This window comes from Acidocella sp. C78, from assembly GCF_907164655.1.
Window position 1 is genome coordinate 82,837 of record NZ_CAJQZK010000072.1, and the last position, 13,980, is coordinate 96,816.

Below are 13,980 nucleotides of genomic sequence, written 5' to 3' on the forward strand. Positions count from 1 at the left end.
GCGCGTCACCGCGCGGGCTCGCCAAGCCCCAGCCGCGCCAGCAGCCTCGCATCCCCGGGTGTTACGACATCCGCCAGCGTGTAGCGGTCGAACACCGCCAGCAGCGCCGCCTGCGCCTCGTTCATCACCCCCTGCAACCCGCAGCATCCGCCGATCGCGCAGGCGCCGCCCTCCTGGCAGGTCACCAGCGCCAGGCTCGGCTCCATCGCCCGCACCACCTCGCCGAGCCCGATCTTCGCCGCCGGCCGGCCGAGGCGCATGCCGCCCTTGCGGCCGCGAATGGTCTCGACCAGCCCGCTCTGGCCGAGCGCGTGCGCCACCTTGGTCAGATGGTTCTCCGAAATGCCGTAGGCCGCCGCCACTTCCGGGATCGACGCCTGGCCGTCCGGCCGCAGCGCCAGCAGGATCAGCGTCCGCAGGCCGTAATCGGTGAACATTGTGAGATGCATTCACCATCCCTAACGCTGCCGCCGCGCCGGATCAACGCAATTGCACATGCTCGGCGAGAATCTGCGCCTCCGGCACGCCATGCCGCCGCGCCGTCGCGATCACCGCCTCCACCAGCCGGGGCGGGCCGCACACATAAATGTCCGGCGCGCCGGCGGCGCTGGCCAGAAGCCGGTCGAGCGCCTCCGCCGCGGTGCCGGCAAACCCGCGCCACGCCGCCTGCGGATGCCAGATCGCGGTGGTCACCGTAAGGCCGGGCAGTTGCGCGGCAAGCGCCTCGATCTCCGCGGTCGCGAACAACTCGTCCTCGCGATTGGCGCCGAAAATCAGGTGCGTCTCCTGCATGTCCTGAAATTCGGCGAGGTGCCGCAGCATCGCGAGCAGGGGCGCGAGGCCGCAGCCCCCGCCGACGAGGCAGCGCGGCCGCGGACTCGTCTCATCGAGGGTGAACCGCCCGAGCGGGCCGCGCAGCGAGAGCGCGTCGCCAGGCTTCGCCACGGTGCCGAGCCAGGTCGAGAACGCCCCGCCCGGCACGAGCCGGATCAGGAACTCCAGCCGCCCGTCCCAGTTCGGCAGGTTGGCCAGCGAATAGGCGCGGCGGATATCGGTGCCCGGAATCGCCACCTCCATATATTGCCCGGGCACGAAATCGGCGGCCTCGCCGCGTTCCGCGTCGGGGCGCAGGCGCAGGCCGAGCGAAACCGCGCTCGCCCCCGCCGGCGCGATCCGCTCGATCACCGCCTCGCGCGTCGGCGCGCGGTGCCGCAGGATCGCCGCCTCGGCATAAGGCAGCGCCACCGTCATGTCCGAGGTCGGCCGGCACTGGCAGAGCAGCACGTCGCGCGTGATCGTCTCGCCCGTCCGCCCGCCCGCATCGTATTCGCCCGCCGTGATTTCGGCCCGGCACAGGCCGCAACTGCCCTCATGGCACATCGAGGGCAGGAACAGCCCGGCGGCTTCGGCGGCGGCGAGCACGGTCTCGCCCGGCGGGCAGCCAACATCGAGACTCGCGCCGTCGCGGGTAAGCAGGGTGATATCGTTCATCGCTCGGGTCCAGGTTCGGATGCGGGAGCCGGGGCGGCGGGTGCGCGCCCCGGCATGGATAAGCTCAGGCCGCCGCCTTCGGCGCCAGCGCGTCGGCAAGGTCGGCCGAAGCCGAGGTGATCGGCCGCACCCCGAAGCGGGTCACCAGAATGTCGAGCAGCGCCGGCGTCAGAAAGCCCGGCAGCGTCGGCCCGAGCCGCACATTCCGCACCCCGAGGGCGAGCAGCGTCAGGAATACCGCCGCCGCCTTCTGCTCGAACCACGAAACCACCAGCGACAGCGGCAGCTCGTTCACCCCGCAGCCAAACGCGCCGGCCAGCGCCTGGGCGATCACCAGCGCCGAATAGGCGTCGTTGCACTGGCCGATATCGAGCAGCCGCGGCAGCCCGCCGATCGTGCCGAACTCATGCGTGTTGAACCGGTACTTGCCGCAGCCCAGCGTCATCACCACCGTATCCGCCGGCGCCTGCTCGGCGAACTCGGTGTAATAATTGCGCCCCGGCGCCGCGCCGTCGCAGCCGCCGATCAGGAAAAAATGCCGGATCGCGCCGGATTTCACCGCCCCGATCACCTGCTCCGCCGCCCCCAGCACGGCCGCGCGCCCGAAGCCGGTGGTCACCGTCCGCTCCGGCTCGCTGCGGGTGAAGCCCGGCAGCGCCTTCGCCGCCTGCACCACCGGCGCGAAATCGCCATCGGCGATATGCCGCAGCCCCGGCCAGCCCACCGGCCCTGCGGTGAAGATGCGGTTGCGATACAGCGGCTGCGGCTCGATCAGGCAGTTCGAGGTCATCACGATCGGGCCGGGGAAGGCGGCGAACTCGATCTGCTGGTTCTGCCAGGCGGTGCCGTAATTGCCGGCGAGATGCGGATAGGCGCGCAGCTTCGGATAGCCGTGCGCCGGCAGCATCTCGCCATGGGTATAGACGTTGATGCCGGTATCCCTCGTCGTCTCCAGAATCGCGTGCAGGTCGCGCAGATCGTGCCCCGACACCAGGATCGCCTTGCCCTCGACCGGCGTGATCCGCACCGGCGTCGGCGCCGGCGTGCCATAGGCGCCGGTATTCGCCGCATCGAGCGCTTCCATCACGGTGAAATTGACGCGGCCGAGCGCCAGCGCCTCCTCCAGCATCGCCTCGAGATCGACCGGCTCGCCGGCCAGCAGGTCGAGCACCCTCGCCACCCCGTCGGCGATCGCCGCGCGGGTCTCGCCCAGCACCTCGGCATGATGGGCATAGGCGGCAACCCCCTTGAGCCCATAGAGCAGCAGCGCGCGCATGCCGATCACGTCCTCGCCCACCGCCTCCGCCCCGGCGCGCACGCCGGCGAGATTCGCCTGCGCCAGCAGCCCCACCAGCGAGTCGGCGGGGACGAACGAAGCCGGCCCGCCCAGCGCCTCCGGCGTCCGCCCGGCCTCGCGCGCCGCCTCGGCATAGGCGTCGCGCAGCCGATCGCGCAGCCGCGCCGCCGTGGCGATCATCTCGACGAAGCGGGTCCGGTTGAAATTCACGTTGGTGAGCGTGGTGAACAGGGCATACAGAACGAAACTGTCCGCCTCGGCATCCCGCCGCCCCAGCGCCTGCAACCGCACGGCGTACTGGCCGATGCCCTTGAGCTGATGGATCAGCACATCCTGCAGATCGGCCGTCGCCTCGTCCTTGCCGCACACGCCTTTCGGCCCGCCGCAACCGGCAGCCCCCGTCTCGGAGCGCATCGTCTGTTCGCACTGAAAGCAAAACATGAATCTGAAATCCCTTCGCTGGTGGTCCTCCCGCGCGGGGCCGTCGGGCCGGCGTCAAAAGGTGTATTTCAAATGCATGTTAGAATTCCGGGCCGCCTTGATCTGGATCATGCGGGCGGAAAATCATGTGCTCCGCTTGCGGAACAGCCAGGCGGCGAGGCCGAGATTGACCGCGCCGATCGCCGCCATCGGCCAGAACTGGCCGGCGAGCGTCGCGAATCCGGCGCCTTCGAGAAAGGTGGCGCGCACGATCACCAGCATGTAGCGCAGCGGATTGACCAGCGTGATCCGCTCGACCCAGAGCGGCATGTTGGCGATCGGTGTCGCGAAGCCCGAGAGAATGACCGAGGGCACCATGAACAGGAACGCGCCGAGCAGCGCCTGCTGCTGGGTTGCCGACACCGCCGAAATCGCCAGCCCCACCCCGGTGACGGCGGTGACGAACAGCAGCAGCCCGGCATAAAGCGCGCCGATGCTCCCGCGCAGCGGCACATGGAACCAGAACACCGCGGCCAGCACGATCACGCTCGCCTCCACCATGCCGATCAGCAGCCCCGGCACGCTCTTGCCGATCAGGATGTCGAGCGGTGTGAGCGGTGTCACCAGCAACTGGTCGAACGTCCCCGCCTCGCGCTCGCGCGCGACCGACAGCCCGATCACCACGAGTGTCACCACCTGGGTGAGCAGCGCCACGATCCCCGGCACGACGAACCATTGCGAGCGCAGCGCCGGATTGTAGCGCGCCCGCATCACCAGATGCGCCGGCGGCCCCCGCCCGCCGCGCGCCGCCCGCCAGTCATCGCCGAAGCGGGTGAGAATCGTGTTCGCATATCCCACGATGATCAGCGCGGTGTTGGAATTCCGCCCATCCACGATCACCTGCACCGGCGCCGCCCGCCCGCGCAGCAGATCGCGGGTGAAATGCCGGCCGATCACCAGCACCATCTGCACCGCGCGGGAATCGATCAGCGCGTCGATCCGGCGGTCGGAGCGCAGCGTGTCCGCCAGCGCGAAGGCGGGCGCGCCGAGAAACCGCGCCACCAGTTGCCGCGAGGCCTCGCTGCCATCCTGGTCATAGATCGCGACCGGCACGCGGTTGAGGTCGAAGGTCGCGGCATAGCCGAACACCATCAGCTGGATCAGCGGGGCGGCGAACAGCACCACCCGTCCCCTGCGGTCGCGCAGGATCGCCTGCAACTCCTTGACGATGAGGGCGATGATGCGCGCCATGCGTGGCTAGTCCAGCCGCTTGCGCGACAGCGCCCGCGCGAGCGCGAGAAAGATCGCCGCGAGCAGTGCGAGTGCCGCCGCGTTCGGCAGGATCACCGCCCAGACATCGCCGGCGAGAAAAACAGATTGCAATATCGCAATGAAATATCGCGCCGCCACCACATGCGAAATCGCCTGCACGAAGCCCGGCGTGCTGTGCAGGTCGAACACGAAGCCGGACAGGATGAAGGCCGGCAGGAAGGTGGTGATCAGCGCGAGCTGCCCGGCGACGAACTGGTTGCGCGCCACCGTCGAGATCAGCAGCCCCATGCCGAGGGCGGCGAGCATGAACAGCGCGGCGCAGAAGCTGAGCACCAGCATCGAGCCGCGCAGCGGGACGCCGAACAGGAACACCGCGATGCCGACCGAGCCGAACATCCCGCCCATGCCGAGCGCGAAATACGGCACCAGCTTGGCGATCAGGATGTCGCGCAGCGTCACCGGTGTGACCATCAGCGCCTCCATCGTCCCGCGCTCCCATTCGCGGGCGATGACGAGGGCGGTCAGCAGCGCGCCGGTCAGCGTCATGATCAGCGCGATCAGGCCGGGGATCAGATAATGCCGGCTGTTGACCGAGGGGTTGAACCGCACGCGCGGGCGGATGTCGAGCGGCAAGGCGTCGCGCTCGCCCTGCCGCGCCGCCGCCGCCGCGACCCATCCGGCCCACACCTGCTGGACATAGCCCTCGACCAGCCGCGCGGTGTTGGCATCGACCCCGTCAATGACGACGCCGACCGGCGCGCCCCGCGCCGTGCGCGCCTGCCGCCCGAAATCGGCGCGCAGCCAGACGATGCCGCTCGCCTTGCCCGCCGCCATCGCCTGCTCCGCGTCCCGCCCGCTCAGGTAGCGATGCGGCGCGAAATAGCGCGAGCGGTCGAACCCGGCGGTGAAGCTCGCCGCCAGCGCGCCCGGCCGCTCCACCACAATGCCGAGCGGCACCCGCCGCGCATCCAGCGTCACGCCATAGCCGAACAGCCAGAGCAGGATCGCCGGCAGCAGGAAGGCGATGGCCAGCGCCGACGGATCGCGCCAAATTTGCACCGCCTCCTTGTGCATCAGCCCGCGCACCCGCCGCCACGCCGCGCCGTTCATGCGACCGTCTCCGCGGCTACGGCCCCACTCGCGGCCCCGATCACGGCGACAAACGCGTCCTCCATCGTCGGGTCGGGCCGCGCCGCATCCGCCGCCCCGGCGCGGATCTCGCCCGGCGCGCCTTCGGCCAGAATCCGCCCCTGCGCCATGATCACCAGCCGGTCGCAATACTCGGCCTCTTCCATGAAATGGGTGGTGACCAGCACCGTCACCCCGTCCTCCGCCAGCGCGCCGATCCGCCGCCAGAACTCCCGCCGCGCCAGCGGATCGACGCCCGAGGTCGGCTCGTCGAGAAACAGGATGTCCGGCGCGTGCATCAGCGCCGCGGCAAGAGCGAGGCGCTGGCGATAGCCGAGCGCGAGGTCGCGCGCGGCGGCCTCGCGCATCCCGCCAAGCCCGAATTCCGCCAGCGCCCAGCCGATCCGCGCCGCCCGCCGCCCGCCGCGCAGCCCATAGGCGCTGGCGAAGAACGCCAGGTTCTGCGCCACGGTGAGGTCGCCATAGAGCGAGAATTTCTGCGCCATGTAGCCAATCCGCCCGCGCGCCGCCGCCCGCGCGCGCCGCAGATCGTAGCCGGCGACGTCGAGCCGCCCGCCGCTCGCCGGCAGCAGGCCGCACAACATGCGGAACGTGGTCGATTTTCCCGCCCCGTTGGCCCCAAGCAGGCCGAAAATCTCGCCCCGCCGCACCTCGAAACTCACGGCATCGACCGCGGTGAAATCGCCGAACCGCCGCGTCAGCCGCTCCACTGCGATGACGGTCTTCGCTGGCTCTGGGGGCGGCGTCGGCGGGGCAGGGGAGGTGGCCGAAGGCGTTGCCGCCCCCCCGCGCAGGCGAAGCAGTTCGTCGACGAACCCGTCCTCGAAGCGCGGCGCCACCGCCACCGCCTCGATCCCCGGCGGCGGCGTCCAGGGGGCGGCTTCGCTCACCACCCGCACGAACCGCCCCTCGATCACGGTGTCGATCACCCCCGGTGCCGCGGCGAGCCGCGCCTGCAGCCGCCGCCGCCCGCTCTCGGGCGCGGCGACGCGAAAGGTCCGCCCCGCCATCGGCGCGGTGAAGCGCGCCGGCTTCCCCTGCGCCAGCAGCCGCCCCTCATGCAGCAGCAACACGTCGCGGCAGCGCGCCGCCTCGTCGAGATAGGCGGTGCTGAACAGCACCGTCACCCCCTCGTCCGTGGTCAGCCGGTCGATGATCTCCCACAATTCCCGCCGCGAGACCGGATCGACGCCCACGGTCGGCTCGTCGAGCAGCAGCAGGCGCGGCGGCTGCACCAGCGTGCAGGCCAGGCCGAGCTTCTGCTTCATCCCGCCCGAAAGCCGCCCCGCCCGCCGCGCGGTGAAGGGTTCGAGCCCGGTCATCGCCATCAGCCCGGCATAGCGCGCCGCCCGCGCCGCCGGCGCAACCCCGTGCAGATCGGCGTAGAGGTCGAGATTCTCCCGAACCGTCAGCTCCTCGTACAGCCCGAAGCGCTGCGGCATGTAGCCGATGCGCCCCTGCACCGCGAGCGGATCGCGCCGCACATCGATGCCGAGCACCTCGATCGCGCCGCGATCCGGCCGCAGCAGCCCGGCGATCAGCCGCATCAGCGTGGTCTTGCCCGCGCCATCGGCGCCGATCAGCCCGGTGATCCCGCCTTGCGCGACCACGGCGCTGACCTCCTCCACCGCCGCGATTTCCCGCCCGCCGGCGCTGAACCGCCGGCAGACCCGGTCGAGGCGCAGCGCCGCCCCGTCAGTCTCCGCCGTCATCCCCGCCCCCGCAGCCGGCCGCGCCGGCATCGGGCGCCGCCGGCCCGATCCGCACCGTCGCCGGCATGCCCAGCCGCAACTGCCCGCGCGGATCGCAGACGAACACCCGGATGCGATAGACCAGCGCCGTCCGCAGGTCCGGGCTTTCGATCGTCCGCGGCGTGAACTCGGCGGTGGGCGAGATGAACCCGACCCAGCCGCGATAGCGCGTGCCCGGAAAACTGTCGGTGCTCACGGTGGCCGCCATGCCGGGGCGCAGCCGCCCGAGTGCCGTTTCGGGCACATAGGCGCGCACCCAGAGCGGGGAGGGCAGGGCGATGGTGAAGACGGGCGTGGCCGGCGAGGCCATGTCGCCCGGCTCCAGGATACGATCCTCGATCACGCCGTCCGCCGGCGCATGCAGCCTGGTCTCGTCAAGGTTGCGCCGCGCGAGAACGACGGCGGCGCGCGCCTCCCGCAGCCCGGCGCGGGCGGCGGCGATGTCCTCGGCGCGCGGCCCCTTCACCGCGAGAATATAGGTCTGCACCGCGGCCCGATACTGGTCCCGCGCCGTACGGAACGCGGCCAGCGCATTGTCGCGGTCCTGCACGCTCGCGGCGCGCTTGCGGCTCAGCGCCGCCAGCCGGCGATACACCCTGTCATCGTTGTCCGCCTGCGCCTTCAGCGCGTCCATCGTCGCCCTGGCCTGGGCGATCTCCTCCTTGCGGGAGCCGGCGAGCAGCCGCGCCAGCGTCGCCGCCCGGCTGGCCATCGCCGCTTCGGCCTGCGCCAGCGCCGCCGCGTAGCTCCGGCCGTCGAGCGTGGCGAGCGCCTCGCCCCGCCGCACCCGGTCGCCCTCCTGCACCAGCAGCCGGCTCACCCGCCCGCTCACCTCGAAGGCCGGCATCGTCTCGCGGATATCGACATTGCCGTAAAACACCAGCGCGGTGTCGCGCCGCCGCCGGTCGAGGCGGAGCAGCAGGGTGGCAAGGGCGGCAGCCAGCAGCACCGCCGCAAAAGCGAGGCGGGCGGTTCGCGGCGGCGGTTTCGGCACCTTGCGGCTCCTTCAGGGTGGCATGTCGTGACGCCGATCCTGCGAGCCCCGCAGCACGCCCGCATTGATCCCGATCAACGCGCGCGCCCCACACACGAAAAAGGCGGGCGTGGCCCCGGCCACGTCCGCCTTTCGTCGGTCTCCCGGCCCTGGACGGGCCGGGACGGGGCGTCAGTTACCCGCGAACGGGGTGAAGCCCGGCGAGGTCGTCACCGGCGTCTGGGTGCCGGCCGGGGTGCCGGCGGTCGCGCTGGTGCCGAACGTCACGGTGCTGTTGTGCGAGGCCTCGGAGGCGATCGGCTGCCCGTTCACCTGCATCTGGCCAGCCATCGCGCTGCCCGCCGTCATCAGCGTCAAACCTGCAACCGCCGCCATGATCTTCATCGTCTTTGTCATTGCTCTTCTCCATGTCGCGGACGGCTCATCGGCCGTTCCGTCGGTTTCCGCCGGCAGGGAGCAGCCGGCTTACGGAGATGCAGATGGGCCTTTGTGACGCTTCGATGAACATGCTGGTTGTCCATAACATTCATGCGCGAACTGTATCGGTCCGCGCTCTTGCGCCGGATCAGGGCGACACCAGTTCCGCGCGCGCCGCCGCGAGCCGCGCGCCGATATGCCGCGCCACCTCGCTCACCCGCCGCGTCCGGTAGGTATCGGGATGGGCGATCAGCCAGTAGCTGCGGGTGAAGCGCAGCTCCGGCACCAGCCGTCGCAGCTCGGGAAACCCGGCGGCGGCGTAGTCGTGCAGGATGCCGATGCCATGCCCCGCCCGCACCGCCTCCATCTGGCCGACCACGCTGCCGCACTCGAAATGCCGCTGCATGATCCGCCCCAGCGTCGCCGCGTAGTCGAGCGCCGGGCTGTAGGCCAGCTCCTCGACATGGGTGACGAACAGATGCCCGGCGAGGTCCTCCTGCCGCAGGATCGGCGCGCAGCGCGCGAGATAGGATGCGGCGGCATAGACGCTGAGCGTATAGTCCGCGAGCTTGCGCACCACGAGCCGCCCCTGAACCGGCCGCTCCAGCGTGATCACCAGGTCCGCCTCCCGCCGCGACAGCGAAAAGGTGCGCGGCAGCGGCACCAGCTGGATCGTCAGTTCCGGGTGCAGCGCCGCCAGCGCGCCCAGCTCGCGGGCGAGGAAATAATTGCCGAGCCCGTCCGGCGCGCCGACGCGCACCACGCCCGAAACCGTCTCCGCTGTTCCCGCCAGCGCGGTGCCGACGCGCAGGAACTCCGACTCCGCCCGCTCGGCGGCGACCAGCAGCGCCTCGCCCGCCCCGGTCAGCGTGCAGCCGCCGGTATGCCGCTCGAACAGCGTCGCCCCCAGCTCCGCCTCCAGCGCCGAAAGCTGCCGCCCCACCGTCGCGTGGTTGAGCCTGAGCTGCCGCGCCGCGCCGAGAATCTGGCCCTGCCGCGCGATCGCGAGGAAAATCCTGATCCGGTCCCAGTTCATGGCGCCGGACGTTATTTCATGCACATCGATGCCGCAATCCTGCGCGTTGATATGCGGAATTCGAAGCGCGAAAACACCCTCGCCATCAAATCAACCGGAGGACCATCCCATGCCGACCGAGATCCAGCATTTCATCGAGGGCCGCCTCGTGCCGGGCCAGAGCGGCCGCACCGCGCCGGTCTACAACCCCGCCACCGGCGAGGTCGCCGCCCAGGTTCCGCTCGCCTCCGAGGCCGAGATCGCGTCCGCCATCGCCGCCGCCGCCAGGGCGTTTCCCGGCTGGTCCAAAACCACCCCGCTGCGCCGCGCGCGCATCCTCAACCGCTTCCTGCACATCCTTGAGGAGCGCATCGACGATCTCGCCGCGGTCATCTCCGCCGAGCACGGCAAGGTGATCTCGGATGCGAAGGGCGAGGTGCAGCGCGGCATCGAGGTGGTCGAGTTCGCCACCGCCGCCCCGATGCTGCTCAAGGGCGAGGTCACCGAGAATGTCGGCACCCGGATCGACAGCCACTCCATCCGCCAGCCGCTCGGCGTCGTCGCCGGCATCACCCCGTTCAATTTCCCCGCGATGGTGCCGATGTGGATGTTCCCCGTCGCGCTGGCCTGCGGCAACTGCTTCATCCTCAAGCCCTCCGAGCGCGACCCCTCGGCCGCCCTGCTGCTCGCGCAATGGCTGAAGGAAGCCGGCCTGCCGGATGGCGTGTTCAGCGTCGTGCATGGCGACAAGACCGCGGTTGACGCGCTGCTGACCCACCCCGACATCGCCGCCGTCAGCTTCGTCGGCTCCACCCCGATCGCCCGCTACATCTACGAGACCGCCGCCCGCCACGGCAAGCGCGCGCAGGCGCTGGGCGGGGCAAAGAACCACATGATCATCATGCCGGACGCCGACATGGACCAGGCGGTCGATGCGCTGATGGGTGCCGCCTATGGCTCCGCCGGCGAGCGCTGCATGGCGATTTCGGTCGCCGTCCCGGTCGGCGAGGCCACCGCCAACGCGCTGGTCGAGCGCCTCGCCCCCGCGTGCGCGACCTGCGCATCGGCCCGGGCACCGATCCCGAGGCCGAAATGGGCCCGCTCGTCACCCGCCAGCATCTCGACAAGGTGCGCGGCTATATCGACGAGGGTGTCGCCGCCGGCGCCGAACTCGTCGTCGATGGGCGCGATTTCCGCCGCCAGGGCTACGAGAACGGCTTCTTCATCGGCGGCACCCTGTTCGACCGCGTCACCCCGGAGATGAAGATCTACCGCGAGGAAATCTTCGGTCCGGTCCTCTCGGTGGTCCGCGCCGGCAGCTTCGACGAGGCGGCGGGCATGATCAACGCCCATGAATTCGGCAACGGCACCTCGATCTTCACCCGCGACGGTGATTCGGCCCGCGAATTCGCCCACCGCATCCAGGTCGGCATGGTCGGCATCAACGTGCCCATCCCGGTGCCGATGGCGTTCCACTCCTTCGGCGGCTGGAAGGCCTCGCTGTTCGGCGACCACCACATGCACGGGCCGGAAGGCGTGCGCTTCTACACCAAGCTCAAGACCATCACGACCCGCTGGCCACCGGCATCCGCGCCGGCGCCGAATTCGTGATGCCCACGATGAAGTAACCGGGCACCCGCCCAACCCCGAACGGTCCGGATCGCCCGATCCGGGCCGTGCGGGGCAACGCCGCGCCCGAGAGCGTCTTTGTCGATATCGCGTGCTCTACCGCGCGTCCTCGTCCCGCCCGTCGGGCTCCCTCTCGTCCCAAACCGGCTCCGCCCCCGCCGCCACGGCGCCGAGCGGATATTCCACCTCCGCCGTATAGGCCGGGTGGTCGTCGCTGAGCTGCGAGCTGAACAGCGTCATGTGCTCCACCCCGATCGGCGGCGAGCGATAGAGATTGTGGCTCTGGACGAATTCGGCGAAGCGCGGCCCCACCGGCAGGTCCATCCGCGCCAGCGTCACGTGCGGGGCGTAGCGCCGCCGCTCCGGCGCCAGCCCGATCCGCCGCAGCGCGGTCTCGATCTTGGTCTGCAAATGCAGCAACGCGGCGCTGCGCTCCACCCCGATCCAGAGCGACGTCGCCCGTCCCCCCTTCTCGAACCAGCCGGCGCCGGCCAGGGTGAGCGGAAATCCCGGCGCGCGGATCGCCGCGAGCGCATGGTCGATCTCCTCCGCCTCGATCCGCCCGGTCTCGCCGATGAAGCGCAGCGTGATGTGCATGTTCTGCGCCGGCACCCAGCGCGCCCCCGGCAGGTTGAAGGCGAAGCCGGCCAGCGTCTGCCTGATCTCCCAGGGCAGGTCGAGGGCGATGAACAGTCGCATGGGAATGCCCTCCTCTCGGCGCCCATGGTGGGCGGCCCGCCGTGACGGGTCAAGCGCGGCCATCGCCGCGACGGCTCAAGCGCGGCTATCGCCGCGACGGGTCAAGCGCGGCCATCGCCGCTCAGGCCCGGGCGTGTGCCGCCGCCTGCCGCGCCTCCAGCCCGAGCATCAGGCCGATATTCTGCACCGCCGCCCCCGCGGCGCCCTTGCCGAGATTGTCGAGCCGCGCCACCAGCACCGCCTGGCTCTCCGCCTCGTTCTCGAACACGAACACCTCCATCAGGTCCGATCCCTCGGCCACCGCCGCCTGCACGCGCTGCTCGCACGGGGTGCGGCGCACCACCACCTGCCCGCCGCCGTCATAGCGCTCCATCAGCGCCGAGCCGATCTCCCGCGCCGTCGGCCGGCCGGGCAGGGCGTCGAGATGCAGCGGGATCGACACCAGCATCCCCTGGCGGAAATGCCCGACCGAGGGCACGAAGATCGGCCGCCGCGCGAGCCCGGCATGGGCCGCGATCTCCGGCAGGTGCTTGTGGTTGAGCGACAGCGCATACAGCTCGAAAGCCGGCCCGCCCTCACGTTCATGATCGGCGATCATCGCCTTGCCGCCCCCCGAATAGCCCGACACCGCGTTGATCGCGACCGGATGATCCTCCGGCACGATCCCGGCATCGACCAGCGGGCGCAGCAGCGCGATCGCGCCGGTGGCGTAGCAGCCGGGATTGGCGACGCGCGGCGCCGCCGCGATCGCCGCCGCCTGCCCGGGGGCCAGTTCGGCGAAGCCATAGGTCCAGCCGGGCGCGACCCGGTGCGCGGTGCTGGCGTCGAGCAGCCGCGGCGCCGCGCTGCCCATGCCCTCGACCAGCGAAGCCGCCTCGCGCGCCGCCTCGTCCGGCAGGCACAGCACCACGAGATCGACCGCTTCCATCATCGCCCGCCGCGCCGCCGGGTCGCGGCGCCGCGCGGGGTCGATGCTGCGCAGCGTCACCCCCGGCAGATGCCGCAACCGCTCCACGATCTGCAGGCCGGTGGTGCCGGCCTCGCCATCGATGAACACGCTCCTGTCCATGGTCCATACTCCTCGTCCGGGCATGCTGGCACCAAACGCGCCCCTGTGCTAGGCGGGCCACAATTCAAACGGAGCCATCCCCCATGTCTGAATCGCAGATCGCACCGCTTACCCTCAACATCCAGTACACCAAGGATCTGTCCTTCGAGGTGCCCGGTGCGCCCTCGATCTACACGCTTCTCCGCCAGGCCCCGAACGTGAACATCAACCTCGACGTCCAGGTCCAGCGCCTGCAGGACGATGCCGACGTCTTCGAGGTCACCCTGACCACCCGCGCCGAGGCGACCCATCCCGCCCCCGCCGAATCCGGCAACGGCGCCGAGGCCGGCAAGGAAATGACCGTCTTCATCGCCGACCTCTCCTATGCCGGCGTGTTCACCCTCACCGGCATCCCGGAAAACCAGATCGAGCCGGTGCTGCTGGTCGAATGCCCGCGCCTGCTCTTCCCCTTCGCCCGCAACATCCTCGCCGATGTCACGCGCGATGGCGGCTTCCCGCCGGTGATGCTCGGCCCGGTCGATTTCGTCGGCCTCTGGCAGGCCCGCCGCGCCGAGGCCGAGGGCCAGCCGGCCGCCAACGCCTGATCCGCAGCGGCGCCGCCCGCGCGGCGCCGCACGCTGACGCTTTTCCAGGAACGACCTGCCGATGCGCTACGTCTCCACCCGCGGTGCGGCCCGTCCCGCGATTTCGACGGCGTCCTGCTCGCCGGACTCGCCGAGGATGGCGGGCTGTTCGTCCCCGAGACCTGGCCGGTCTTCTCCCCGGCGGAATGGCGCG

At 70.8% G+C, this 13,980-nt stretch carries 12 protein-coding genes and 2 pseudogenes; 3 read left to right on the forward strand and 11 right to left on the reverse strand.

Features of this window, described 5'->3' with window-relative positions:
- Positions 1-5: 5 nt before the first annotated feature.
- The 9 genes from ACIDOCELLA78_RS88435 to ACIDOCELLA78_RS88475 all read right to left on the reverse strand — a co-directional run bounded on the left by ACIDOCELLA78_RS88435 (position 6) and on the right by ACIDOCELLA78_RS88475 (position 9,827).
- Entirely contained in the window at positions 6-449 is a 444-nt protein-coding gene (locus ACIDOCELLA78_RS88435) for an Rrf2 family transcriptional regulator (RefSeq protein ID WP_201728610.1), read from the reverse strand.
- Positions 450-480: 31 nt separating this feature from the next.
- Positions 481-1,491 carry a 2Fe-2S iron-sulfur cluster binding domain-containing protein gene (locus tag ACIDOCELLA78_RS88440; protein WP_201728611.1) on the reverse strand — a complete coding sequence of 337 codons (1,011 nt, stop codon included), beginning with the start codon at positions 1,489-1,491 and terminating at the stop codon, positions 481-483.
- A gap of 64 nt (positions 1,492-1,555) precedes the next feature.
- Entirely contained in the window at positions 1,556-3,229 is a 1,674-nt protein-coding gene (hcp, locus tag ACIDOCELLA78_RS88445; RefSeq protein ID WP_201728612.1) for a hydroxylamine reductase, read from the reverse strand.
- A gap of 123 nt (positions 3,230-3,352) precedes the next feature.
- Entirely contained in the window at positions 3,353-4,459 is a 1,107-nt protein-coding gene (locus ACIDOCELLA78_RS88450; RefSeq protein WP_201728613.1) for an ABC transporter permease, read from the reverse strand.
- 6 nt (positions 4,460-4,465) lie between these two features.
- Positions 4,466-5,590 (reverse strand): ABC transporter permease, encoded by a 1,125-nt coding sequence (locus ACIDOCELLA78_RS88455; RefSeq protein WP_201728614.1) that lies wholly within the window; start codon positions 5,588-5,590, stop codon positions 4,466-4,468.
- Positions 5,587-7,371, reverse strand: coding sequence for an ATP-binding cassette domain-containing protein (locus tag ACIDOCELLA78_RS88460; RefSeq protein WP_374223250.1), 1,785 nt, complete (start codon positions 7,369-7,371; stop codon positions 5,587-5,589). Before ACIDOCELLA78_RS88460 ends, ACIDOCELLA78_RS88455 begins: the two co-directional genes overlap by 4 nt.
- The gene (locus tag ACIDOCELLA78_RS88465; RefSeq protein ID WP_201728615.1) at positions 7,325-8,374 is read right to left on the reverse strand and encodes an efflux RND transporter periplasmic adaptor subunit; all 1,050 of its coding nucleotides are present in this window, start codon (positions 8,372-8,374) and stop codon (positions 7,325-7,327) included. Before ACIDOCELLA78_RS88465 ends, ACIDOCELLA78_RS88460 begins: the two co-directional genes overlap by 47 nt.
- Before the next feature lie 171 nt (positions 8,375-8,545).
- Positions 8,546-8,770 carry a hypothetical protein gene (locus tag ACIDOCELLA78_RS88470; RefSeq protein WP_201728616.1) on the reverse strand — a complete coding sequence of 75 codons (225 nt, stop codon included), beginning with the start codon at positions 8,768-8,770 and terminating at the stop codon, positions 8,546-8,548.
- A gap of 169 nt (positions 8,771-8,939) precedes the next feature.
- The gene (locus ACIDOCELLA78_RS88475; protein WP_201728626.1) at positions 8,940-9,827 is read right to left on the reverse strand and encodes a LysR family transcriptional regulator; all 888 of its coding nucleotides are present in this window, start codon (positions 9,825-9,827) and stop codon (positions 8,940-8,942) included.
- A 109-nt stretch (positions 9,828-9,936) separates the two neighbouring features.
- Between ACIDOCELLA78_RS88475 and ACIDOCELLA78_RS88480 the strand changes: the two are divergent.
- Positions 9,937-11,434, forward strand: a pseudogene (locus ACIDOCELLA78_RS88480) (CoA-acylating methylmalonate-semialdehyde dehydrogenase).
- 97 nt (positions 11,435-11,531) lie between these two features.
- Here the strand turns inward: ACIDOCELLA78_RS88480 and thpR are convergent.
- Together thpR and argC are read right to left on the reverse strand one after the other, a co-directional pair.
- The gene (gene thpR, locus ACIDOCELLA78_RS88485; RefSeq protein ID WP_201728617.1) at positions 11,532-12,134 is read right to left on the reverse strand and encodes an RNA 2',3'-cyclic phosphodiesterase; all 603 of its coding nucleotides are present in this window, start codon (positions 12,132-12,134) and stop codon (positions 11,532-11,534) included.
- A 121-nt stretch (positions 12,135-12,255) separates the two neighbouring features.
- Entirely contained in the window at positions 12,256-13,203 is a 948-nt protein-coding gene (argC, locus tag ACIDOCELLA78_RS88490) for an N-acetyl-gamma-glutamyl-phosphate reductase (protein ID WP_201728618.1), read from the reverse strand.
- Positions 13,204-13,286: 83 nt separating this feature from the next.
- Here argC and secB point away from each other — a divergent pair, with 83 nt between their 5' ends.
- Both secB and ACIDOCELLA78_RS88500 read left to right on the forward strand, forming a co-directional pair.
- Positions 13,287-13,787, forward strand: a complete 501-nt coding sequence (gene secB / locus ACIDOCELLA78_RS88495; RefSeq protein ID WP_201728619.1) for a protein-export chaperone SecB — start codon at positions 13,287-13,289, stop codon at positions 13,785-13,787.
- 61 nt (positions 13,788-13,848) lie between these two features.
- Positions 13,849-13,980, forward strand: a pseudogene (locus tag ACIDOCELLA78_RS88500) (hypothetical protein); the annotation flags it as partial.